Origin of the sequence: Steroidobacter sp. (genome assembly GCF_036402275.1) — a bacterium.
Taxonomy (GTDB): domain Bacteria; phylum Pseudomonadota; class Gammaproteobacteria; order Steroidobacterales; family Steroidobacteraceae; genus Steroidobacter.
Genome location: NZ_DASWTF010000048.1, coordinates 185,643 through 208,303, shown reverse-complemented (window position 1 = coordinate 208,303; position 22,661 = coordinate 185,643). Strand labels below are relative to the sequence as shown.

The following is a 22,661-nucleotide window of genomic DNA, read 5'->3' as shown; positions in this document are numbered from 1 at the left end:
AAACATTGCTGGCGCGTCAGTCCTCGTCCCAACCGTTGTCGAAGCGTCGTTGTTCTTTGAGCCAGCGTTTTGTTGCACTCGTGTTCGTGAGAACTTCGAGAAAGCGCTTTTGCTGATCGATGTGCGCCCGCAATTCCCGCGCGCGACGTTGCGTGACCAAATGAAGAGACTGAGGAGTGATCGCACGGCCGTGCGGCAGGTCGTAATCCATGCGGAAGGAATCCTGAAGCGATCGCAGCTCGGCCGTCGCCGCTTCGAGCTGCTGTGAGAGTAGTCGATTGAATTGCTGCAGCCGTTTGCCGCTGATCTTGCTCACGTGATCTGGATCGATGAGCTCGAGACGCAGCTGCGCTTCAAGCAGCGTCAACAGATCGTTTGTCGCATATGCGCGATTGATCTGTTGCATGAGCTCAGTCTTTTCGGCGCGTCGCGCAGCATCTACTTCGCGATCCGGATGCACCGCGCTTGCCAGCTTGCGGTAGATCTCTCTCAGAAACTGCTTCGCAGTTTTAGCGTTGGTTTCGGCGCGTTGCTGCCCTGGCGACTTCCGATGGTCCGCCGACTGCTCGCGTTGACGAGCTTCGGCGTTCTTCATGTGCTCGTAGACGCGCTCCACCAAGTCCTCTTCGGATTTGATGTCGACATCGTCCAGATCTATGCCCATGTGTTCCTTCGCATCCTGCTTCAGTTCTTCGAGCTCTGCTTCCTGCATTTCTCGGAAGGTCGTCGAACTATAGCGGTCGAAGATCGCACGCATCTCGACATCGTCAGGATTGGCGTGCAGGAGAGCTTCCGCCGTATGGCACGCGATCTCCTTCAGCGCGTTCTGATCCGCTCGGGACCAGCCCTTTTTATCGAGCAGTCGATCGATCTGGAAAACGGTAGCGCGCGTGACTTGCTTGAGCGTCGCACGCAAGGGATGGATGCGATCGGCGTCGGACTTCTTGAACGCGACGATCAGTTCGTCCCAATCGGCTCGCGCTCGCCGCGCCTTCTCGATCCGGTCGATGAGATAGCGAAAGCGGTCCTGACCTGGCGTCGAAGCGGTGCGTGCGGCGGGTCGGGGGACGTGTAGGAGCGATTTTCCGGTCATCACTGGGGCGGCACAAGGCTGTTTCCGAGCCGAAGCGGACCTTTCGAAGCGCCGCCTGCGGGTTCAGATGCCAGCGTACCAGCTCCAGCCATTCTGGATGAATCCCCTGGAGCCATGATCGTCGAAGCGATCGGTCACCACGATGCGCCTGATGAATTTGGTGCTCTTGTAACCGAGCTGAGTCTCGACCCTGGCTCGCAACGGCGCGCCGTGACTGATTGGCAAATCGCGGCCGTTCATGCCGTAGGCGAGTATGGTCTGCGGATGTAACGCATCGAGCATGTCGATGCCGTCAACCCAACCGTCGTAGGCGTAGAACTGCACGAACCGAGCGGTCGGGCGAATGCCGGCGGACTCCAGAACGCTGCGCAAGGGCACACCGGTCCATTGCGCGATCGCCGACCAGCCTTCTTCGCATGTGTGCCTCGTGATCTGAGTCCGCGACGGCATGCGTTTCAACTCATCAAGCGAGAAACCGCGCGGCCGCGTCACGCTGCCTTCAACCGGAAGTCGCCAATCTGCAAACCGGTTGGCGAGCAGGCGCTCATACACCGGCCCATGCTCCTTATGGCCCGAAGGATTCGTCGTGCCGATCGCAGGTACCGAGGAAATATCGGCATAGTCGTATTCCCGCGCGAGCGAATGAGCAGGGAGCAACAGCCGATGGGCCTTGTACGTCAACAGATCGCCCATGCGTAGCACGTGCCCGTAGGTGGGTGGATCTGTTTGGGAACAGCCGGCCAGTAGCACGCCGGTCGAGGAAGCCATGCCTTTGATAAAGGTACGACGGAGCATCCGACTTGGCTGCTTCATCACTTACTCCCCCAGGTCATGGCGCGCAGCTGGCGATAGAATCCGGTCGCGATCACCATCGCGAGGTGAACGATCAAGAAGAGCACCAGGAATGCGAACGCAAAGAAATGGATGGTGCGGGCTGTCTGGTAGCCGCCGAACACATCCAGCAGAATCGGATAAGCGGCGGTCACCGCCGGCGACATCGTCAGGCCTGTCGCGACCATCAACGGTAGAACGACAAACATGACAATCGTGTACGTGAGCTTCTGCAGTAACCCATAAGGCGGTCCGACGGCTGCCGGACCGACACGGGGAGGAAAGTGGTTGCGCAGGTCCTGCACCAGCGATCGCGGCGCGAGCTCGCGGCCACGCGGAAGCAAGTTACGTTTCAAATGGCCGCTGAAGACTCCGAGCAAAAAATAAATCGCACCCGCGCCGACGAGTATCCATGCGGCCAGGAAATGCAGACTGCGTGCCCAGCCGTTCTGATTGAATATATGAAAGTTGCGCTCGGCGGTGACGGGCGCGCCGGGCACCTCCGTGAACACCATCCTATTTTGCAGCTCGTCGGGCCGATAGTTGTTGCTGATAGGGAGCGTCAACAGCGCTGGCGTCAGGTCGTTGCCGACATGGCCCAGATAAAGACGCGGATGCACCATCAGGATGAAAAATCCGCTGAGCGCCAGCGCCAGGAAGCTGGCGGCAGCGATCCAGTGGCAGATTCTGACCCAGCGGCTGTGTGCCATGGGATTTCCCTCGGTCAGTTCGTACCCCGCCGCTTCATCTTATACTCCGACTCCAGCTTCCAAGTCTTGCGCCGGGGCAACTGTCTGACGGTCGGTCAGTTGCCTGCGTTGCGTGTCAACTCCTGGCTGAGGAGCTCACAGCCATAGATGCTGAAGTGCTGCAGTGTCTTCTTATCCTGCTCCGTCGCAGCTCCCACGTGCGTGTCTTCGATCCAGACCTCGTCGCCCCAGACGCGCTTGGTCATGGCGAGCTCTTCGGCTGTCACAGCCTGCTTACCAAGGTATATCCAATCGCCATCTCGAGAAGAGCTACTCCACGTGTAGTGCAGGGCGCCAGGCGCCGTCGGATCTGGAATTCGCAGACCTTGAGGATCGCTGCCCCGCTCGTGGTAAAGGCGAATCAGCATCACGCCCCGGTAGCTCTTCAGCTTGAAGATGACCTTGGCCAGGCCAAACACCTTGCCGTGCGGAATCGCATACAGATCGCCCGGCTGAACTCGGCGGTTGCTCATTCGTCTTCCTTGACCGGAAGCGTAGCTTCCGCTTCAGGTCTTCGTCTGATAAATCTGGATGAGATTACCGCACGTGTCCGAGAAGACCGCAATGATCACCTCGCCGGCGGGCCTCGGCTCGATCGTGAATGTCACGCCGCGGTCCTTGAGACGTTTCACCTCTGCATGGATATCCGTGCTCTCGAAGGCGGTACAGGGAATGCCGTCCTTCAATAGTGCGGCTTGATACGCGCTCGCGGCCGGGTGGCTGTTCGGCTCGAGCACCAGCTCCAACTCGTCCGGACCCTCCGGGGAGACGAGGGCGATCCAGCGGGCGCCGCCGACGGGGAAGTCTCGCTTCTTCGTGAAGCCAAGCACGTCGGTGTAAAACCGCACGGCTTTTTCCTGGTCATCCACGAAGATGCTGACCAGTCTGATTTTCATCGGCGGGCTCCCGTCAGTCGTTCACGAGTCCGGCGATGATGGCTCAGAACTTTCGGAAGGTCTTCTCGAAAATTGCTATTGCATCGGGCCCGCCCATCAGCAGCAGGCAGGACGGCGGATGGGGCGTCCAGTCGGGGATGTAAACGGATCGGCGCAGGCTGCGTTGGTACGTCGCGGGTGACATGCCGACTTCTCGTGTGAACAACGTGCTGAAAGAGCCGAGGCTGGCGAAGCCGATCTCCAGGCAGACTTCCGTCACAGAGTGCCCGCGGGCGAGCAATCTCTGCGCGGCGGTCATCCGTTCGCGGGTTCGATATTGGTGCGGGGTTTCACCGAAAGCCGCGGTGAACCTGCGGATGAAGTGATGGGGCGACATGCTCGCCTCGCGAGCGGCCGCTGCGATCGAGACAGCCGGCCCGGTGACATCGCAGAGCAGGTCGCGAGCTTTGCAGAGCTGGGATAGTCGATGGGCCTGTGGCATCGAATGTGATCATAACGTGGAGCAGGCCCGGTTGGGACCGGTTCACGAGACTTAAGATAGCGAGATGGAACAACAAATCCCTAGCGAAGACGCCGCGCCCAGCTCGCCAGATGAACCGGCTATGACCAGTGATGCCGCGGCCGTTCCGAGACCAGGCTCCAGCTGGCTCGAATGGATCCGCCAGGGCTTGCGGGCGTGCACGCTGCGAACGGTGCAGAGATTGCCCGAAGGGCCCGGCGCGTGGCCGATGCTGCTCATCGTGGCCGCGGCGGCAGCGATTGTTATCGGGGTAGAGCGTTTCGAAGTGGGCCCGGCGACGTTCGATGCGCGGGCGTGGTTGCTCAGTTGGAGCACCAGCGGATTCCTGATCTTCGGGCACTGGCTCGTCTTCAGCTGGGCCCGTGACAAGGCCACACACGCATCGCCCGTGGCCGCGTGGTATCTCCTTTTCACAATTGCCGCGGTTCCGATGGGCCTGTTCGGAACCGCGGTACGTGCCTATAACCCAGAGTGGTGGAAGATGGCCGGCTGGGTCGCTTGGACGTTCTATGCGGCGCTTTGGGTCTGGCTCGTTCTCGCCATGTGGCGCATCTCACGAGCAGTCACCCGTTCGGCTGTCGTCGTCATGAGTTTGATCGTCTACGCGCTGGTTGTGCAGATCCTCGGCAGCTGGGTGCTCAGCACCCAAGTGTGGGAACCGGTCGAATCGTACGAAGAAGATGAGTACGCCTCGCTGGAGCTCAGCCAGGAAATGTTCGAGGCTCAGCAGGTTTTGCTGAAGGATTCATTGCAGGCCATCGTTCCCTCCGCTGGCGACGAGAGACAAACATACGGTTTGATCTACGCGCCTTACGACGAAGAGGTGTTCCTGCGCGAAAGCGCGATGGTGAAACAGGTACTGGAAGAACGGTTCGGCGCTCGCGGCCGCGTCGTTCGTCTCGTCAACAATGTGAAGACTGGCAACGAGCTGCCGTGGGCGACGACGCTGAACCTCGAACGCAGCCTGCAGGCTCTGGCCGAAGCCATGAACCCTGAGCGAGATGTGTTGGTGTTGTATCTCACATCGCACGGCGGCGCCGATTTCAAGCTTGCCGCCGAAAACTGGCCCTTGGAGGTCGAGGATCTGACCGCGGCCGAGTTGCGGTCGATGTTGGACGATCTCGGCATCCGCCACCGAGTCATCGCGGTCTCCGCGTGCTACTCCGGCGGATGGATCGAGCCGCTGCAGAACGACGACACGCTGATCATGACGGCAGCGGACAGGGATCACACCTCGTACGGCTGCGGCTCGAAATCCGAGCTGACCTACTTCGGTCGCGCCGTGTTCGACGAACAACTGCGCAAGACACTCTCGTTCGAAGAAGCCTTCAAAGCCGCCGTGCCTGTGATCAAACAACGCGAGATCGACGGCAAGAAGGATGATGGCTTCTCGAATCCTCAGATCTCGGTGGGCAGCAATATTCGTGGCGTCCTCGAAGAGCTCACCGCGAATTGAGCGTCGCACGTAGCGGCCGGAAGAAATCTCGGATGTCCTGCGCGAGCAGTTCGGGCTGCTCCCAGGCGGCGAAGTGGCCGCCCCGGGGCAGGCTCGACCAGTGCACGACGTTGAACGCGCGCTCGGCCCAACTCCGCGGAGGCATGGGGAGTTCTTTCGGTAGATGGACGATGCCGCAGGGAGGAGTGATTTTCTGGCCGGCGGCGAGGTGAAAGGGATGTTCCTTGGATTCGCTGTAAAAGCGCATGGCGGAATGAGTCGTGCCGGTGAGCCAGTAGAGCATGATGTCCGTGATCATCTCGTCTTTCGTCAGCGCTTCGTCGGGCTGCGTGCGACAGTCGCTCCAGCTGCGAAACTTCTCGACGAACCAGGCGGCCAGGCCCGCGGGTGAGTCGGTGAGCGCGTAGCTCAACGTCAACGGCTTCGTTCCCTGGATCGCGATGTAACCACCTTCGGCGTCGGCCCATTTGGCCACGCGGCCCAGATATTCCTCTTCGGCAGCAGTCAGTGGTGCGTCGTTCGGGCCGATCGCGGGGCGGAAGCGGGTCGACAGATAGTTGAGATGAAGGCCGACGATTCTTTCCGGGTGGCGGAGCGCAGTGGCGGCGCTGATCCAGGATCCCCAATCGCCGCCTTGTACGCCGAAGCGCGGGTAATTCAGGCCGGTCATCAACTTCGCCCACAGGTCGGCGACGGCGAATACGTTCGTTCCTCTTTGGGAAGGACGGGTCGAGAAACCGTAGCCGGGAATGGAGGGCGCGATGACAGTGAAGGAATCCGCTGGATCTCCGCCGTGCGCCGCCGGGTCGGTCAGCAGCGGAATGATCTTGAGCATCTCGATCACGCTGCCCGGCCAGCCGTGCGTCAGTACGAGCGGTATCGGCGAAGGCCCAGTGCCGACCTGATGGATGAAGTGGATACGGTGGTCGTCGACCTGAGCGATGAACTGCGGAAACGAATTCAAGCGCGCTTGCTGAGCGGGCCAGTCGTATTCATCCAGCCAGTACTCGACGAAGCGCTTCATATATGCCACTGGCGGGCCGTAACGCCAGGGCTCGGCCGCGACTTCATCCGGCCAGAGCGTGCGATGCAGTCGCTGCCGAAGATCGTCCAGCGCCTGCGGTTGCGCCTGAAAGCTGAAGCTCTCTATTTCGAGAGTCATCACTAGCACCTCCTGTTGGCGTCAGTTTACAAGCGCCGCGCTGACTGACCTCCAACAAAAGGTGCCGACGATCTATGAGGCTGAGTTATAGCTAAGCGTTTAGTGCGAACTCGATCGCCGCACACGTTGCCGCTACCTGAGCGGCATTGCATTGTTCGGGCGTGGCGCGCGGGCTATCGGGATAAACTTCGGTCGTCGTGGTGTAGCGTGCCCCTGTGATGCCGGCGCAGAGGCCGAGCTTTCGCATGGCGTACTGAATGACGCCGGGCGATACGACATCCGAACCGATGATCTGATTCTTCTCGTCGGGCGGTGCAATGTGCGTGACTTTGCTCACTGCATCGATGATGGCCCGCTGAAATGCCGGCTGCGGGTTCTCGGTGTCGTCGACGAGATAGAAGCCGTCCGGGATGAGGCCAGGCTCGGAAGGCTTGCCGTCGCGCGCGGCGAGGGCAGGTCGGAATTCGGTTTCATCGGTGTCGGTGGTCTCGTGCAAATCGACATGCACGAGGAAACGTCCGCGCAACGGATTGATCAAGCGCAGGAGTGCAGCCGATTCCTCGGCGGGACTGTTCTCGCGAAACGAGCGGTTGGGATCGATGGCGTTCGCATTCCATCGATGAATGCGCTCGTAGGCCCAGGGGCTCACGCACGGCGCTACGAGCAAGTTGATCCGCTTCGTATAATCCAAGGCGCGCTGATCGAGGAACTGCAGCGCGCCGTGCACGCCACTGGTTTCGTAACCGTGTACGCCGCCGGTTACGAGCACGACCGGAAGATCGTCCCGCCAGTTGCGACTGCGGACGGCGAGCAGGCGGTATTGGTCGGGTGGATAGTGGAGCTGGCCATACTGCTCGACATCGAATCGCTCGGACAGGCGCTCAACCGCTTTCACTACATCGTCATGGTAGCTGCGATGTCGAACCTGGCGCGACAGCCATATCGCACGCTCGGCCTCGCCCCAGGGAACGCCAGGTGTGCCAATGGGATACGGCGCGGCGGTAGCGGTCATAATGAGAGCGACTCCTGGCGATTGCGGGGCCGCTACTTTAACGCAGAGTACGATCGCCGGAACTACGATCGTTGACGAATGGGAACGACTGAATTGCCCGGGTTGGAACAGGGCGCGGCTTCTTCCATTCTGTATGCCTCAGCTTCCAGAGGCGCCTGCATGAACGACCACACGACCGAGACTTCCGACTACACGCCCCCCAAGGTGTGGACCTGGATCAAGCCGAACGGCGGCCAGTTCGCAAACGTCAATCGTCCCGTCGCGGGCGCGACGCACGAGAAGGCTCTGCCTGTGGGGCGGCATCCGCTGCAGCTGTATTCGCAGGGCACGCCGAACGGGCAGAAAGTCACGATCCTGCTGGAAGAGTTGCTGGCTCTGGGACATGCCGGCGCCGAGTACGATGCGTGGCTGATCCGAATCAACGAAGGCGACCAGTTCGGCAGCGGCTTCGTGGAAGTGAATCCCAATTCGAAGATCCCGGCGCTGGTCGATCGCTCGGGTCCGCAACCGATTCGCGTGTTCGAGTCCGGCGCGATCCTTGTTTATCTCGCGGAGAAATTCGGCGCGTTTCTACCTTCGCAACCCCACCTTCGTGCGGAGACGCTCTCCTGGCTTTTCTGGCAGGTGGGCAGCGCGCCGTTCCTCGGCGGGGGATTCGGGCATTTCTATGCGTACGCTCCCGCGAAGTTCGAGTATCCGATCGACCGCTACGCCATGGAAACGAAGCGTCAGCTCGACGTGCTGGATCGTCGGTTGGCGCAAACCGCTTATCTCGCGGGCGACGAATACACCATCGCCGACATCGCGGTGTTCCCGTGGTACGGCGGAATGGTCAAGGGCTGGCTCTACAACGCCGGCGAGTTCTTATCGGTGCACGAATATAAAAACGTTCTGCGCTGGGCGGACACTCTGCTCGCTCGCCCGGCCGTCGTTCGCGGCCGCATGGTGAACCGCGTCAGCGGCGACCCGGCCAGCCAATTGCGCGAACGTCACGACGCCAGCGACTTTGAAACCAAGACACAGGACAAGGTCGCCCAGGCATGACCCTGGAGGGAGCGCCCGTTCAGCGCGACCGGTGCTCGTCCACCAGGATGCGATGGATCTGGATCCGATCCGGCAATTCGATCAGCAGCTCGGGGTCGCGATCGAGGTGATGAACTTTGGTCGGCGATCCCTTGGTGAACGCCGTCATCGATTCGATGTCGGCCCAATAAGAGATCGTGGTGAACCAGGTCTCGCCCTGCCGGTCCTCTCTGAAAAGCTGCACGCCAAGCGCCGTGGTTCTGAGCGGCGGGATACCTTCGGCCAGCAGATAAGCTTCATATTCATCGGCAATTTCGCGCCGGGTTCTTCCGCGCCAGATGCGAGCAATGGTTGCTTGAGCCGACATTTGTTTCTCCTTGGCGCCCAGTCCGATGTAATTGGCGCTCGTCGGAGCGAGTTCCTCGCTCACGGGCTATCATCGCCGGCACAAACAATAGGGGTGCCGTATGCCGAAGATCGATCTGCCCGCCGTGGCGGTGCGTAAGGGCTCGGGATATCCGCCGCCATTCGATGCGCCCTGCGCGGCGCGCACCCGGCGGCGCCTGGGGGACGCGGGCGGTCTGCGTGACTTCGGTGTGAATCTGATGACGCTGCCGCCCGGTGGCTGGTCGAGTCAACGCCACTGGCATAGTCACGAAGACGAGTTCGTGTATGTGCTCGAAGGCGAGTTGACGCTCATCGAAGATGAGGGCGAGACGGTACTGCGAAGTGGCGACTGCGCGGCCTTTCCGAAAGGAAGCGGCAATGGTCACCACCTCATCAACCGGGGAGCGACGACCGCCGTCTATCTGGAGGTGGGCTCGCGCAATCCGCAGGATCTCACCACCTGCTCCGATATCGACATGATGAGCGCCAACGCCGACGGCCGGTTCGTGCACAAGGACGGCACGCCGTATCCGGGTTCATGAGTTTGTGCCGTCAGTGGAACGCTTACTTTCCCCGGCGACGGCAAAGGAAAGAACCTCCACATTGCTGCCGAGCGGTACCTCGTAGCCTGTTCGCGCGTTAACGAGCACCTTGGCATGCGCCGGGCGCGCTCACCTGTGTTAATGAGATGCGAACCGGCGCATGATGTTCATCTGCTTCGAGGACACGCACCATGAGCATGCATCGAATCGAGAAATCGCAATGGAGCGGCTTCTGTCGTCAGTTGAGCGTCGAGTTGCCGACCAAGCGGGCGACCATCGAAGTCGCTTCCCATGAGCTGGGCGTGCAGATGGAGGCGCACTGGGTGCCGGTGACAGGCGTGATTTACGATGCGGACGACGAGGCGCTCGAGTTCATTCTCGACGATCTGGATCACCTCGTATTCCATCCGGTCGAGGTGTACGCGGAATATGGGATTGCCGGCGTCGAGAGTCTGGCCATCGTCGAGCACGACGCCATGCAGATCGTCACGCTACGTGTGCCGATGATGTTGCCGTCACCGCATCCGTTGCATTAGGGCTGAGTAGAACCCTCCAACGCCGCGCGAAGCGCCTGGCGCAGGCGCTCGCTCGTGTAGGGTTTGCTTACGCAGAGCGCGGGATCGATATCGGGCAGGGCGCGTTCCTTCAATTCGTAGCCCGTCGCGAATACGACGGGCACGCCGCGCGAGCGCAAGGATTCGGCGAGGCTGAAGCTCATCTGGCCGTTGACGTTCACGTCCAGCAGCGCCACGTCGTAGCGCCCCACGAGCGCACGCTCTTCCGCTTCGCTCAAAGTCGACGTTGTCTCGATTTCCCGTGCACCGAGCTCGTGCAGAATCTGCTCGGCGTCGAGGGCGATCAGAAACTCGTCCTCGAGGAGCAGTACGCGAGCGCCATCGAGAGTCCGCATCATCACTCCTAAAATCGCAGCGACAAAGTGCAGTTCAAACCGCCGTCGGCGAGCCGGTAGTCGCACGTGCCCTGCAGGTCGTGCGCCACGGCGCTCTTGATGAGTCTGGTGCCGAAGCCCGGTTTGATCTCCGTGGACGAAACGTTTGTGACGCCGCTTTCGATCCATTGCAATGTGAGTTGCCGTCCGCGCGCGTCGACGCTGACGACCCAGTGGACCTCGAGTTTGCCGGCGCCGTGGGCGAGCGCACCGTACTTCGCGGCGTTGGTCGCCAGTTCGTGCAGCGTCAATGTCAAACTCAAAGCGTGCTTCGGCGGCAAGCGAACATCCGGACCTTCGAGGTCGATGCGATCCTTGTGATCGTACGGAGTCAGCTCGGCCTCGAGAATGTCGCGCAGGGAAGCGTCGCGCCAATCTCGCAGCGTGAGCAGCGTGTGCGTGGCTGCGAGGGCCCCGATGCGGCGCTTGAGTGTGTCCACCAGCTCGCTGCGCTCGCTCTTCGAGGTGACGGTCTGATTCACGATGGACGCCACGGTCGCGAGCGTGTTCTTCACGCGATGCTGAAGCTCATCCATCAGCCGGCGTAGTTCTTTCTCCAGGCGCCGCACTTCGGTCACGTCTTTCAGCACGACGCCGACCGCGGTCACGCGGCCCTCTTCCTCGTACGGATAGAAGTCGATCAGGAAGTCGCGCACCAGGTCGTCGCTCATGCGCACGGTCGCATCCAGATTGACCGCCTCTTTGGCCTGGTCGAAGACTTCCTTGACCGGCGTCGTCATCCTCGCGGCGAGCGCCGGCATCATGTCTTCGAGCGCGCGTCCCACCAGGGAATCCATGTCGTATGCGGCAAAATCGGCGAATCGCTGGTTGACGCGCAGGAAGCGCAGATTGCGATCCACCATCGCCAGGCCGACGGGTGCGGTCTTATACAGCGTTTCGATCTCCTGGCTGCGCTGGCGCGCCAGATCTTCGTTACGCGCCAGATTCGCCTGCGCTTCTCTCATCTTGGTGACATCGGCGAACACCATGATCACGCCGTCGTTGGCGGCGTTGAGGTCGCGATAGGGCAGGACGCGCAGCACGTAACATTCCTTGCCGTCCTCGATCAGCAGCTCTTGTTCGACCGGCTCGCCGGTTTTGAGCACCCGAGCGCCCAGCGCTTCCAGCTGGCGATGATCGGCGCGCGAGACGACGTCCGAGAACGGACGCCCGCGGTCCTGTTCCTGGAATCGAAACAACGCGCGCGTCGCCGGCGTGAAGCTGCGGATCCGCATCTTGCGATCCAGGAAGATGGTCGGCACCTGCGTGCTTTCGATGAAGTTCTGCAGATCGCTGTTGGCGCGGGCCAGCTGATCGACTTTGTTCTTGAGCTCTTCGTTGACCGTCGCGAGCTCCTCGTTGGCCGATTGCAGCTCCTCGTTCATGGACATCATTTCTTCGTTGGAGCTCTTCAGCTCCTCGTTCGAGGTCTCCAGTTCCTCGACGGTGGTGCGCAGGCGGGAGCGGGTCTCGTCGAGCTCGTCCTCGAGCTGCTTGATGCGGTCTTCCTGGGAATAACCCTCGGCCTGCGCGTCCGTATCCAGTGCGGCTTCCTGGGCGCCGCCGGCGTCGTGGAAGACGAGCAGCACTTCGTCCTCGTTGAGCGGATCGGCAATCACATCGACCAGCATCACACTGTCATCGTCGCCTTCGACACTGACGTCGCGCTTGATCGTGCGCTTCCGGGTCGAGCGCGCACCTTCGAGCACCGCGCGGATGGCGGAGCGCAGACCACGCTTGGCCAGGTCCGTGACTCGGGTCGAAGGCGTTCCTTCGGCCAGTTCCAGATATTTCCCGGTGCGGCTCGAAGCGCGGACGATGTCGTTGTCCGCATTGACGACGACGTGAGGCGGCGCATAACGCTCGAGGATGCGGCGCGACGCTGTATCCGGTCGTTCGGCCTGACGTCGCTGACTCTCGGCAGACGTCACATCGGCCGCGGCGAGCGCCAAAGGTTGAACGAACAGTGGCATCGCGACGGACTGGCGATGGATCCCGCGACGGCGATACACCTTTGCCGATGCATCGACCGTGTCGAAAATATCGTTCCGGGCGGCGATGTTCTCCGCCGAGCCCAGGAACAACCAGCCCTCCGGCTTCAGCGCGTAATGAAACACTGGAATCAGGCGCTGCTGCAGGTTCGCGTTCAAATAAATGAGCAGATTGCGGCAGACGATCATGTCGACGCGCGAGAACGGCGGGTCTTTGATCAGGTTGTGATTGGAGACGCGCACCATGTCGCGCACGGTCTGGGTCAGCACGAAATCGTCGTCCTGCGCGTAGAAGTACCGATCGAGCAGCTCCAGCGGCACGTCTTTGACGGCCGATTGCGGATAACTGGCCATGCGCGCTTTCTGCAGCATGGCTTCGTCGATGTCGGTGGCGAAGATCTGCACGGTGGGACGCCCGTTCATTCGACTCAAGGTTTCGGCGAGAAGGATGGCGATGCTGTAGGCCTCCTCACCGCTCGAGCAGCCCGGCGTCCATATGCGCACGGTGTCGCTCGCGCCTTTGTCCCGTAACAATTCCGGAATGACTTCACGACGCAGGAAGTCGAATGCTTCGGCGTCGCGGAAGAAACAAGTAACGTTGATCAGCAGATCGCGAAACAGCAGTCGCGCTTCGTCCGCTTTGGTTTTCAGCCGATCCAGATATTCCTCGCCGGTGGAAGCGCCGACGACCTGCATGCGCCGCTGCACGCGACGGAGCATGGTGCTGCGTTTGTATTGGCTGAAGTCGTGTCCGAGCGCGTGGCGCAGATGTTCGCAGACGGCCAGCAGAAAATCGGTAACGTCCGGCAGGCTGACGACGCTCGCCTGGCCACGCTCGAAGTAGTCACGAATGGCGTCCGGCATGTCGGCCACCGGCAGGATCTTGTCGACCAGCCCGGTCGCTACGGCGCTCTTGGGCATGCCGTCGTACTTGGCCGATTCGGGTTCCTGAACCAACGTGAGGCCGCCTGCTTCCTTGATGGCGCGCAAGCCTTCGCTGCCGTCGGCGCCGGTGCCGGAAAGCACGACGCACGCGGCGTTCGAGCCCTGATCGGCCGCGAGGCTGCGGAAGAACACATCGATAGGCCGACGAAAGCCGCGAGGCTCGGCGAAGCCGGAGAGTCTCAGGCGCGCTTTTTCAATGGTGAGGCTGGCGTTGGGCGGAATCAGATAAACGCAGTTGGGCTCGATCGTCATGTTGTCGACGATCTGGCGGACCGTCATCGACGTGCGTCGAGCCAACAACTCGGCCAGCATGCTCTCGTGGTTCGGATCGAGGTGTTGGACCAGCACATACGCCAGGCCCGCGTCCGGCGGCGCCGCGCCCAAGAAAGTCTGAAAAGCCTCCAGGCCGCCCGCGGAGGCGCCTAGCCCAACGACGGGGCACAACGCCGGATAGGCGCCGAGGTCCGGTCGGTCCGGGGAAAGTAAGCCTTCACGGCTGGCAATTTCTTCAACGTTCTCGGTCATTCTTGGTGAGGACTGCGGCCGATCGCAGTCGTGTTGAGGCGCCCGCTGCGCGCTGATCTAACGCGGCGGAGTGCGGCTCTGTTCCTCAGGGCTGCAAGAGTTGCAACCCGCAGAGCGGGAGGCGCCCCGTTGCAAGGCGCCTCCGGTGAAGTCCGTTAGAACACGCTCCAGCGCACTGAAACGCCGGCGGTTTGCGCGTCGTACCGACGGTTGATGCGATTACTGTCGCGATCGGTACCGCGATAGCTCAGCTCGATGGCCAGCTGATCGCGCGGCTTGTACGTGAAGGTGAACAAACCGCTGAGCACATCGTCGTTGCGCTGCTCGCCCACCACGACCAGGTCGCGCGAGTTCAGGTACTCCTGATCCTCGTACGCGACGGACAGCGCCAGGATCAGCTTTTCGGTCGGGCTCCAGGTCGGGGCCAGGCTGAAGCCGTCCGAGATGAAGTAATCCGACTCGACGTCCGTATAGGCTTTCAGCTCGCTCCAGGCGGAGAACAGCGTCGAGAATTTTTCGCGCGGCTTCCAATCGATTTCGGCGCGCCAAGTGTCGCCCGAATAGCGGCCTTCCGGATTGGCGGGCCGCTCGCGCTCGACGTAACCGGCGCTCACGCGGAATTGGGTGCGAATCGTGGCCGTGTAAGTGAACCGGGCGAGTGCCGCGTTCTCTTCGTAATCGCTGTCCGAGGCGCTGGCGCCCGGCGCGATGACCGCGTTGGGAAACTTCGCGTCGATGTAGCGATACTCGACGCCGAACGAATGATATGAAGGCGTCGCGTAATCGAGGCTGAGCCGACCCATGTCGGCTTCGACGTTTTCCTGCTCGCGCGTGACCAGGTCGTGCTCGGTTTCGGAGCGGCCGCCGCTGGCGCTGATCGACCAGCGCGGGCCGATCTCATAACGCACCAGGGCGTTGTAGTTGAATGTCTCGAGCAGATCCTGCGCCGTGCCTCGGGTGTTGGCGAATTCCGCCAGCGTGCGGCTGTAGCCGCCGGACAAGCGGCCCGAGAAGACGGTGAGCGCGCGAAAATCGAACTGCGCCGTCGCGTCGCCGCCGGTGTAATCCAGATAGTCGTTATCGGCGTACTGCGCGTCGAACACGCGACCTTTGAGCCGCAGCGTCTGCTGGCCCATGTGGAAGTCGTTACCGGCGCCCACGGTGATGCGATTCACATAGTCCTCTCGCGACACCGCGCGCGGCGTCGAGGTGGGATCGTTCGGATCGGCAGGCACCGCCTGAGGATCCTCGCCTTCGGGCGCGCGGAACAGGTTGTCGTCGTAGACGTACTGGTCGGCGATGTAGAAATGTTCCTCTTTCTTCGCGTCCGGCTGCGCCGCGAGCGTCACGTTACACAGGGCCGTGCCGGCCGCGGCCAGGCACAGAGTCTTGCGACGAAGTATTCGCACCTTCGCAGTCATTCTTCCCCTCCTCAAGCTCTCTTCATAAATAACCGCATGACATCGCGGTCGGCGGGCATCAGATGGATGCGGGTCAGCGCCAGGAAGATGACGGCGCCGCCGGCGCTCAATCCCAGCAGCCGCACCAGCGGCGGGAAATGCAGCGCCCGCAATTCGATGTCGGCAAAGTAAAGCAGTGTGGCCATGATCAGCGCCTTGGCGATCGCCGGCAGCACCGCGCCCAGCAGGCGAGGTACGGTCTGTTGCATCAGATGCAACAACACACCGAGCGAAATCGCCGAGTTGACCAACGTCACCACGAAATACGCAGCGGCCAGGCCCAACAAGCCCCAGTGCACGCCCGCGATGAAACCTGTGACGTGCAGAACGCTGCTCAGCACGCCCAGCCTGAACAGCAGGTCGGTGCGGCCAAGCGCCTGGAACACCACGCCGCCGGCGCTCACCAGCGATTGAATGAAGCCGATGGGCGCAAGCCACACGATGAGCGCCGCGACCATGCCCCACGAATCGCCGAGTGCGACGTCTACGAACGGCTCACGCAACACGAACAGCCCGGCCATCATCGGCGCCGTGAAAAACGAAATGACCGACAGCAGTCGCAAATGCATCGCGCCCAGTTCCTGCGGCGAATTCTGCTGACGGCTCATCATCGGGAACAACGCGCGCGTGGCGACGAACGTGAGGTTCTGCAGCGGGAACAGCATCACGCGATACGCCAGCGAATATGGACCCAGCGCGGCCGGGCCGAGCATGCGTCCGATGATCATGGTGTCGGCATTGCGCGAGAAATAATTCACCAGATTGAAACCGAACAAACTCCCGCTGTAGCCCCACAAGCCTTTGGCGTGCTCGCTGCTCCAGCCCCATTTCATCTTCATGTCCGAGGCGATCCAGAACTGGATGCCGGACAGCACCGCGACAGTGAGTGTCTGCAGCACCAGGCTGTAAGCCCCGGCGCCCAGATAGGCCGCGATCACGGCCACGGCGAATCCCGTCAGAAGCGCAGTGATCTCGATGCGCGCCACCGTGTTGAACTTCGAGCCGCGCTCCAGCAGCGCCTGGTGCACCGTCGAGCCGCTCAGGAACGGAAACGACAGCGCGCTCAGCTGCACCAGCGGTGCGAGCCCCGGCGCCTTGAACACGCCTTCGAGCACGAAGGACGAGGCCAGCAGAATCACGCTCAGCCCCAGCCCGATGAAACAATTGCTCCAGTGCGCCGTCAGCACCGTCTGCTCATCGAGCATGTCGCGCTGAATGATCGCCGAGGCGGTGCCCATGTCCCGCAGCAGCAGCGCGAAATTGTTGATCGCGAATACGATGGCGACCAGGCCGAAGTCGGCCGGCGTCAGCAGTCGTGACAGGACCAGCAGGCCCAGCAGCTGCACGCTGATTCGCGTGACCTGGATCATTCCGACCCAGCGCACATTACGGACGGCCGACATCAGCGCTCCTGACGGACGAGATCGGCCGCGGCTGAAGAAGATTGCCTCACCCCGCGTGGCGCCAGGGCGCGCTCGAATTTTGGACGCAGCCACCGGCCGACGAGGCGATAGTGACGCTCGAAAGCCAGGTACAGCAGGTAAGCGCAGCCATGAGCGGCGATCACCCCGATGGCGATGTGCGCCCACGTACTCTCGGTGCGGACATGCTCCAGCACCAGGATTAAGGCAGTGTTGTGGATCAAATACAAACTGTAGCTATACGCCGCCAGGAAATTTACCGACCTGCGCAGCACGGCGGGTGCGCTCTGTACGCACATCAGCAGCGCCAGCACGCCGAACATGACCAGAGCGATCAGGGTGGCCGTCTGGAAGTCGTAGGGGTGAAAGCCGATTTTGACGGCGCGTCCGATGAGCCCGGCGCCGCCGAACACCACCAGCATCGCGCCGACGGAGCGAATATTGCGATACCCGTCGGCCCGCCACACTTGAAACAAATATCCGGCCGTCGCGCCGAGCAGCCAGATCAGAGTCAATGATTTTCCACCGCCCGCGGCCGCGTTCCAGATCAACACTGGCAAGGCGACCGCCGCCAGCGCGGTTCCGATCCAGCGATCGATGCGCTCGCGCTTCAGGACCCAGAACATGAACAGGCCCATGAACACATAGATCCACATTTCGATGGCCACGGTCCAGAACGGCTCGGCCGAGTTGTAGGAACGGATGCGCCACGCGACATCCATGCCTACGGAGTCCAATGCCTGGAACACGGCGTGATCCTGGAGCAGCAGCAGATTGCCGATGAACGTGAGCACGCCGGTGTTGACGCCGCCCTCGCTGTGGTTGCCCGCGATCCACACGTTCGCCAGCGCGATCAGGATCAACGCCGGCACGTACGGAGTCATGATGCGGGCGACGCGATCGGCGAGGAAGCCGGGCAGGCGCGGCTCCGGCTTGTTCAGCCAGTTGAGCAGCGACTGCATGATCAGGAAGCCGGAGAGCAAAAAGAAAATCGCGACGCCCAGGTGGCCCATGCGCGTCATCACGCCGCTATGAATGCCGAAGTACAAACCGAGCACATGCGCGACGATCACGAGATTGGCGCCGCCGGCGCGCAAAGCGTCCAGATAGGTGGACGCCATCTCGCTCATGGCGTGACCGTCAGCGGCTTTGCCGGTGGGCGTGCTCATGGATTACAACACTCCTGCTCGCTGTAGCGCCGGCTGCAGCAGCTCTTTCCATCGCGCCTGGCCTTCGGCGGAGAGATGCAACTGGTCCTTACCGAAGTAGCGCGGCTCCGGAATGCCTTCAGCAGTGACGGTGGCCTCGTACAGGTCTACCAGCGTCACACCCTTCGTGTCCTTCGCGATCTGGCGCACGCCTTGGTTCAGCAGGCGGCGTTGCTGCTCGTCCACCGGCGCTTTTGGATTGGCGCTCGGCGGCACGGTGCACAGGAACACCGGCACATTCGGTTGCTTCGCGTCTTTCCGCGCGAGCATGGAACGAATGTTTTCCAGCGTCGTGCTCGCTGGCTGGCGAGCGGTGAGATCGTTGATGCCGATCAAGATGACGATGGCCTTGGGATTCAAGTCCAGCACGTCTTCCTGGAAACGGAACAGCAGCCCGCGGCTCACGTCGCCGCCAATGCCGCGATTGGCCACCAGCGTTCCGGGGAAGTCCTTGCCCAATGTTTTCCAGTTGCCGGTGAGCGAGTCGCCGGCGAACACGATGGCGCCTTGTTTCTTGTCGCGCTCGGTCCAGAAGAAATTACGGTTCTCCTTCATCCAGCCGAACACGCGGACCACACCCTTGCCGGGCCAGTCTTCGACGCTGGGAGGGTAGGGCGTCGGCCCGGATTGAGTCGCAACATCCGACGCATGGATGGCTGGCGCCAGCGCGAAAGTCGCCACGACCGCCATTACGATGCGTACTGTAAACCTCACGATCGCGCTCCAAGGCGCGAGCGGAGCGCCCCGTAATAACGAAGGCCGAGGCTGTGCTTGAGTAACAAGCTCACGGCGTTCGGCAACGCCAATGCACCCGAGAAAACGGACAGAGCCAGGCGCCACGACCAGCGCAATGCGCCGGCGGCTCCAGGCGCCGGGCCGACGCTGCGGATCTCCAACCCCAGCTTTTGTGACGTCGTCAGTCGGGGATGAGCATTGAGGAACGTGCGCATCACCGCCGGATCGGGATTGGAGCTGACACGCTTGGGGTTGCCGACGTTGCGCCATTCGACCAGCGGCTGCTGGCAGAACACCGCGCCGATGCCCGCCTCGCCGAGCGTGAGCACGAAGTCCAGATCCTGAAAGCGTCGCAGCCTTTCGTTGAAGCGGCAGTTGTCGAGCAGATAGCGCGGCACCGCCAGCGAACTGGTCTGCATGATGTTGCCGGACTTGAGCATGTAGTCCGCCAGACTTTCCCCGGGCAGCGGCTCGCGCTTCGGCAGAATGTGTTTCTCGCCGTACTCGTTGACCTGCTCGACGGCAGTGAAACAAAACGACTCACGCGTCTGCGTACGTAACAACGCCATCTGGTTTGCGAGCTTGTTAGGCGCCCAGAGATCGTCGGCGTCGAGGAAGGCGACTACGTCGCCGGTCGAGTGGTCGATGCCCCGATTGCGAGCCGCGCCGCCGCCGCCATTCTTCGGGCTGCGCACCACCAGCAAGTCGGGGCCCGCCACGGCTTCGGCTTGTTGAATGGTGTCGTCCTTGGAGCAATCGTCGACCACGACGATCTGCGTCGGCCGCAGCGTTTGCGCACGCGCGGTGGCGATCGCCTGTTGAATCGTGTCACGCGAGTTGTACGCGGGGATCACGACCGAGACCGTTTTGAAGGTGTTGTAGTTCATAACCGTTTCAAGCCGCCAGATGCTGTTGCATGGCTGGATAGGTCAGCGATGTCGCCAACGTCCCGCCGCTCAGTCGTGCCACTTCATACGGACGGTCCTTGCGGGGGCCGGCGAGATGAATCACGGACAACGGACGGTGCGGGGCCGTGGGCTCGCACAGTAATTTCTTTTCCGGATTCCACACGGGCGTGCTCAGGTGCGGCAGCCAGTTGAAACGCGCGGGCAGGAAGGCCGTCGGCAATCGGCCGAGATGAATCGCCGCGAACAATGCATGCTGATCCATGTTCACCTTGCCGGTCCGCTCCAGCGCCTTGGTGTAGTAGCGCTGCCATTCCTTCCAGTGCGGCGCCGTGTCCTTCAGGCTCACGAGGCCGATGTTGATGCTCGTGGCGAACGAGCAGCGCAGGCCGTCGACGACGCCGAACGACGCCACCATATTGCCGGCCCACCACTTCCAGTCCGTAAACGTCTTGCGATAGCCCGGACCGTTTTCGGTCACGACGGCTGCGCCGCGTTGTCGCGCACCGTCGACATAGGCAGAGACGAATTCCGGCGTCTGCATCCACGCGTCGGCATCGAACCACAAATAAACTTCGTAGCCCGTGAAGTAATCGCGCAGCGCCGTGCGGGCCACCAGGCCGATATTGCGCAACGAACGCGCTTCTTGCGGCACGGGCAGCGTCCACTCCGGGCGAATGATCTTGCAACCGAGCGCATTCAGCTGCGCGCGCTGCTCCTCCGTCAGTCCTTGGTCGATGATGCCCATGTCGAGCGCGCTGGTTTCCGCATGCGCGCGCAGAGAGCTGATCGCCGCGATCATCCAGGGAAAGAAGTGAGCGTCGCCGCCCGTGATGATGATTTCGCGACTCAAACAGGATCTCCTATTGCCACTGCGGCCCTAGACCGTGAAGATGCAAGCGACGCACGTGAAGTCGAGAGGTGAAAATGAGCATCATGGTTCTGGCGGCAGCCGCGGCTGCGACCTGTACTGCCTTGCTGGGCCAGCCCATCGACGCCGCGCGTCCGTACAAACAAACCGGCGAGTTCGAGCTGGTCAAGAACTACACGTTCGGCCGCAACCGCAAAGACGCGACCGTCGACACGCGCGCCGAGCTCGATCAGGAATTCTTCTATCGATACATTTACGAAAACGGCAAGCTCGACAAGCTCCCGACCTACTGGTCGTATCACCGGGACTACCCCGACGGCGACCCGCGCTCGCTGCATGTGTTCGACGATTGCACGCTCACATTGAAAGGTCGCATTCCGCCGGGCGGCGGCCTGAAACAGCGCGGCATCGAATCGGGCATGCTGCGCGGGAAGGTGCCGGTGACGGACGGCATGTACATCGAGATGCGAGCGAAGCTGCCGACGGGCGTGGGCGCATGGCCGGCGTTCTGGCTGAATCCGGGCGTGCAATATCCCGACGGCAAGTTTTCCGAGCTGCCGTGGCCGCCGGAAATCGACATCTTCGAGTTCTTCAACTGGCAGGGTCGTGACAAGACGCGCGTGATGACGGGTTACGTCCAGACGCACAAGAACCCCGAGCGCTACGGTCCGCCCAAGGACCTCTTCACCAAGTTCAAAAAGAACGAATACGTCCCCGGCTTCGATTTCTCCGAGGACTTTCACGTGTTCGCGCTCGACTGGGTCAAGGACAAACCCATCTGGCTGCTGGACGGCGAGCCGATCAAGCAGACGTACTACGTGTGGAGCAAGCCGGTGCCCGCGCACATCCTGGTCACCAACCAACTCGGCATGGTGCTCAAGGGCGTCGACGTTTCCGCTATGAAAGCCGACGAATCGCAGTGGAACTACGTCATCGATTACATCCGTGTCTGGCGACGGAAGTAGTGGATGCTCGAGGGGTTGCACGGGAGCACTCACGACCCGCGGACGGGAGTCCGGGACGAGCGAATCTGCTGTTTCACCCAGCCCTTGGCGCGGCCCAGCGGCGAGCGCAGCCTCCACAGCGCGCTCTTGGCGGTCGCGGCGATGTGAGAAGCGCCCGGCATCACCATGATCATCTCGTCGATGCATAGCACGGGCTTGCCGGCGCCCGTCGCGATCTGATGCGCCTGGCCGATCTCGCTCTCATAGAACATCGACGCACCGGTCTCGCGATACACACGAATCTTGTGCGAGCAATGCGCGCCCTGACGGATGCGTTCGGCGCGGCTCGGCAGATCGACCAGGTGTAGCTGACCGTAAGAAATGTTGTTCGCCGCCAGCCAGTCCTCGGTGAGGCTGCGATATTTTTCGAGTCGCGCCGTCACGATGTGGCCGATTTTCAGAGTAGGGCGGAACAGCGGCCGTGCGTTGGCGAGGAATTTCTCGTAGCGCGGGCCGTCGTCGTTGTCGTGCGCGGTCGGATCGACGCACAGCACGCCGTCCATATCGAAACACGCGTTCTCGACGCAGGCGTGGTGGAAGGCGTTCCACTCGAACATCCGCGGTTGCGGCATGGTGATGAACGAAACATCCACGCTGCTCTTGTGCGACGGAGCGACGATGGCGGCGCAAGTGGAGATACGGCCGGCGTAACCGGATTCCTGAATTCGCGTCAGCGCCTTCTGCATCGAGCCGCCGGTGGCGATGCTGTCGTCCACCAGCAGGATGTGCTGAGCCTGGCGTAACGAATTCAGCGTGATGCCGAGCTTGCGAGTGTGGCCGTGGCTGATGCTGCCGTCGGTGATGAAGGTGTCGATGTCGCAGACCAAGCGGTTCAGGAACAAACCGATCTGATACGCCGGGACCATGCCGCTGCGAGGAATGCCGACGATCAGATCGACGTCTGCCGGAATTTCATACAGCTGCGCGCGAATGGCGTTGGACAACTGGGCAAATGAAACATAACCAAACATTCGGC

At 61.7% G+C, this 22,661-nt stretch carries 23 protein-coding genes; 5 read left to right on the top strand and 18 right to left on the bottom strand.

All coding sequences use genetic code 11. The features are described 5' to 3' along the window. Positions 1-16 precede the first annotated feature (16 nt). From VGD45_RS28080 to VGD45_RS28055, 6 genes are all read right to left on the bottom strand, one after another. Positions 17-1,093, bottom strand: a complete 1,077-nt coding sequence (locus tag VGD45_RS28080) for a J domain-containing protein (RefSeq protein WP_331158706.1) — start codon at positions 1,091-1,093, stop codon at positions 17-19. A 63-nt stretch (positions 1,094-1,156) separates the two neighbouring features. Further along, positions 1,157-1,906 carry a molybdopterin-dependent oxidoreductase gene (locus VGD45_RS28075; RefSeq protein WP_331158705.1) on the bottom strand — a complete coding sequence of 250 codons (750 nt, stop codon included), beginning with the start codon at positions 1,904-1,906 and terminating at the stop codon, positions 1,157-1,159. Next, a complete protein-coding gene (locus VGD45_RS28070; protein WP_331158704.1) occupies positions 1,906-2,634 on the bottom strand; it encodes a cytochrome b/b6 domain-containing protein in 729 nt (242 codons plus the stop codon). The genes VGD45_RS28075 and VGD45_RS28070 overlap by 1 nt, the downstream gene beginning before the upstream one ends. 95 nt (positions 2,635-2,729) lie before the next feature. Beyond that, positions 2,730-3,146 carry a hypothetical protein gene (locus VGD45_RS28065; RefSeq protein ID WP_331158703.1) on the bottom strand — a complete coding sequence of 139 codons (417 nt, stop codon included), beginning with the start codon at positions 3,144-3,146 and terminating at the stop codon, positions 2,730-2,732. 33 nt (positions 3,147-3,179) lie between these two features. Further along, positions 3,180-3,569 carry a VOC family protein gene (locus VGD45_RS28060; RefSeq protein WP_331158702.1) on the bottom strand — a complete coding sequence of 130 codons (390 nt, stop codon included), beginning with the start codon at positions 3,567-3,569 and terminating at the stop codon, positions 3,180-3,182. Positions 3,570-3,612: 43 nt separating this feature from the next. Next, positions 3,613-4,050 carry a helix-turn-helix transcriptional regulator gene (locus tag VGD45_RS28055; protein WP_331158701.1) on the bottom strand — a complete coding sequence of 146 codons (438 nt, stop codon included), beginning with the start codon at positions 4,048-4,050 and terminating at the stop codon, positions 3,613-3,615. A gap of 121 nt (positions 4,051-4,171) precedes the next feature. Between VGD45_RS28055 and VGD45_RS28050 the strand changes: the two genes are divergently transcribed. Next, a complete protein-coding gene (locus VGD45_RS28050) occupies positions 4,172-5,545 on the top strand; it encodes a C13 family peptidase (RefSeq protein WP_331158700.1) in 1,374 nt (457 codons plus the stop codon). Here VGD45_RS28050 and VGD45_RS28045 read toward each other — a convergent pair. Together VGD45_RS28045 and VGD45_RS28040 are read right to left on the bottom strand one after the other, a co-directional pair. After that, a complete protein-coding gene (locus tag VGD45_RS28045; protein ID WP_331158699.1) occupies positions 5,532-6,707 on the bottom strand; it encodes an epoxide hydrolase family protein in 1,176 nt (391 codons plus the stop codon). The two genes, VGD45_RS28050 and VGD45_RS28045, sit on opposite strands and share 14 nt — an antisense overlap. Before the next feature lie 91 nt (positions 6,708-6,798). Next, complete coding sequence (locus VGD45_RS28040) at positions 6,799-7,719, bottom strand: M14 family metallocarboxypeptidase (RefSeq protein WP_331158698.1); 921 nt, start codon at positions 7,717-7,719, stop codon at positions 6,799-6,801. 159 nt (positions 7,720-7,878) lie between these two features. On the opposite strand from VGD45_RS28040, the gene yghU reads away from it, so the two are divergent. Beyond that, complete coding sequence (yghU, locus tag VGD45_RS28035) at positions 7,879-8,763, top strand: glutathione-dependent disulfide-bond oxidoreductase (RefSeq protein WP_331158697.1); 885 nt, start codon at positions 7,879-7,881, stop codon at positions 8,761-8,763. 19 nt (positions 8,764-8,782) lie between these two features. On the opposite strand, the gene VGD45_RS28030 is transcribed toward yghU, so the two are convergent. Next, positions 8,783-9,109: a hypothetical protein gene (locus VGD45_RS28030; RefSeq protein WP_349263385.1), complete on the bottom strand. Its 327-nt coding sequence runs from the start codon at positions 9,107-9,109 to the stop codon at positions 8,783-8,785. A gap of 100 nt (positions 9,110-9,209) precedes the next feature. Between VGD45_RS28030 and VGD45_RS28025 the strand changes: the two genes are divergently transcribed. Further along, positions 9,210-9,671 (top strand): cupin domain-containing protein, encoded by a 462-nt coding sequence (locus VGD45_RS28025; protein WP_331158695.1) that lies wholly within the window; start codon positions 9,210-9,212, stop codon positions 9,669-9,671. A gap of 191 nt (positions 9,672-9,862) precedes the next feature. Further along, positions 9,863-10,207, top strand: a complete 345-nt coding sequence (locus VGD45_RS28020) for a DUF5335 family protein (RefSeq protein ID WP_331158694.1) — start codon at positions 9,863-9,865, stop codon at positions 10,205-10,207. Here VGD45_RS28020 and VGD45_RS28015 read toward each other — a convergent pair. From VGD45_RS28015 to VGD45_RS27980, 8 genes are all read right to left on the bottom strand, one after another. Beyond that, positions 10,204-10,581, bottom strand: coding sequence for a response regulator (locus VGD45_RS28015; protein ID WP_331158693.1), 378 nt, complete (start codon positions 10,579-10,581; stop codon positions 10,204-10,206). The genes VGD45_RS28020 and VGD45_RS28015 overlap by 4 nt on opposite strands. Positions 10,582-10,589: 8 nt before the next feature. Beyond that, positions 10,590-14,081, bottom strand: a complete 3,492-nt coding sequence (locus tag VGD45_RS28010) for a chemotaxis protein CheB (protein ID WP_331158692.1) — start codon at positions 14,079-14,081, stop codon at positions 10,590-10,592. A 155-nt stretch (positions 14,082-14,236) separates the two neighbouring features. Further along, complete coding sequence (locus VGD45_RS28005; RefSeq protein ID WP_331158691.1) at positions 14,237-15,502, bottom strand: outer membrane beta-barrel protein; 1,266 nt, start codon at positions 15,500-15,502, stop codon at positions 14,237-14,239. Positions 15,503-15,513: 11 nt separating this feature from the next. Next, complete coding sequence (locus VGD45_RS28000; RefSeq protein WP_331158690.1) at positions 15,514-16,944, bottom strand: lipopolysaccharide biosynthesis protein; 1,431 nt, start codon at positions 16,942-16,944, stop codon at positions 15,514-15,516. Then, positions 16,944-18,131 carry an acyltransferase gene (locus tag VGD45_RS27995; protein WP_331158689.1) on the bottom strand — a complete coding sequence of 396 codons (1,188 nt, stop codon included), beginning with the start codon at positions 18,129-18,131 and terminating at the stop codon, positions 16,944-16,946. Before VGD45_RS27995 ends, VGD45_RS28000 begins: the two co-directional genes overlap by 1 nt. 3 nt (positions 18,132-18,134) lie before the next feature. Next, positions 18,135-18,884 (bottom strand): GDSL-type esterase/lipase family protein, encoded by a 750-nt coding sequence (locus VGD45_RS27990; RefSeq protein WP_331158688.1) that lies wholly within the window; start codon positions 18,882-18,884, stop codon positions 18,135-18,137. Then, positions 18,881-19,792 carry a glycosyltransferase family 2 protein gene (locus VGD45_RS27985; RefSeq protein ID WP_331158687.1) on the bottom strand — a complete coding sequence of 304 codons (912 nt, stop codon included), beginning with the start codon at positions 19,790-19,792 and terminating at the stop codon, positions 18,881-18,883. Before VGD45_RS27985 ends, VGD45_RS27990 begins: the two co-directional genes overlap by 4 nt. A 7-nt stretch (positions 19,793-19,799) precedes the next feature. Continuing rightward, positions 19,800-20,663, bottom strand: a complete 864-nt coding sequence (locus VGD45_RS27980; protein WP_331158686.1) for a hypothetical protein — start codon at positions 20,661-20,663, stop codon at positions 19,800-19,802. 74 nt (positions 20,664-20,737) lie between these two features. Here VGD45_RS27980 and VGD45_RS27975 point away from each other — a divergent pair, with 74 nt between their 5' ends. Next, positions 20,738-21,646, top strand: a complete 909-nt coding sequence (locus VGD45_RS27975) for a glycoside hydrolase family 16 protein (protein WP_331158685.1) — start codon at positions 20,738-20,740, stop codon at positions 21,644-21,646. A 29-nt stretch (positions 21,647-21,675) separates the two neighbouring features. On the opposite strand, the gene VGD45_RS27970 is transcribed toward VGD45_RS27975, so the two are convergent. After that, on the bottom strand, positions 21,676-22,656 hold the full coding sequence (locus tag VGD45_RS27970; RefSeq protein ID WP_331158684.1) for a phosphoribosyltransferase family protein: 981 nt from the start codon (positions 22,654-22,656) through the stop codon (positions 21,676-21,678). Between the last annotated feature and the right edge of the window lie 5 nt (positions 22,657-22,661).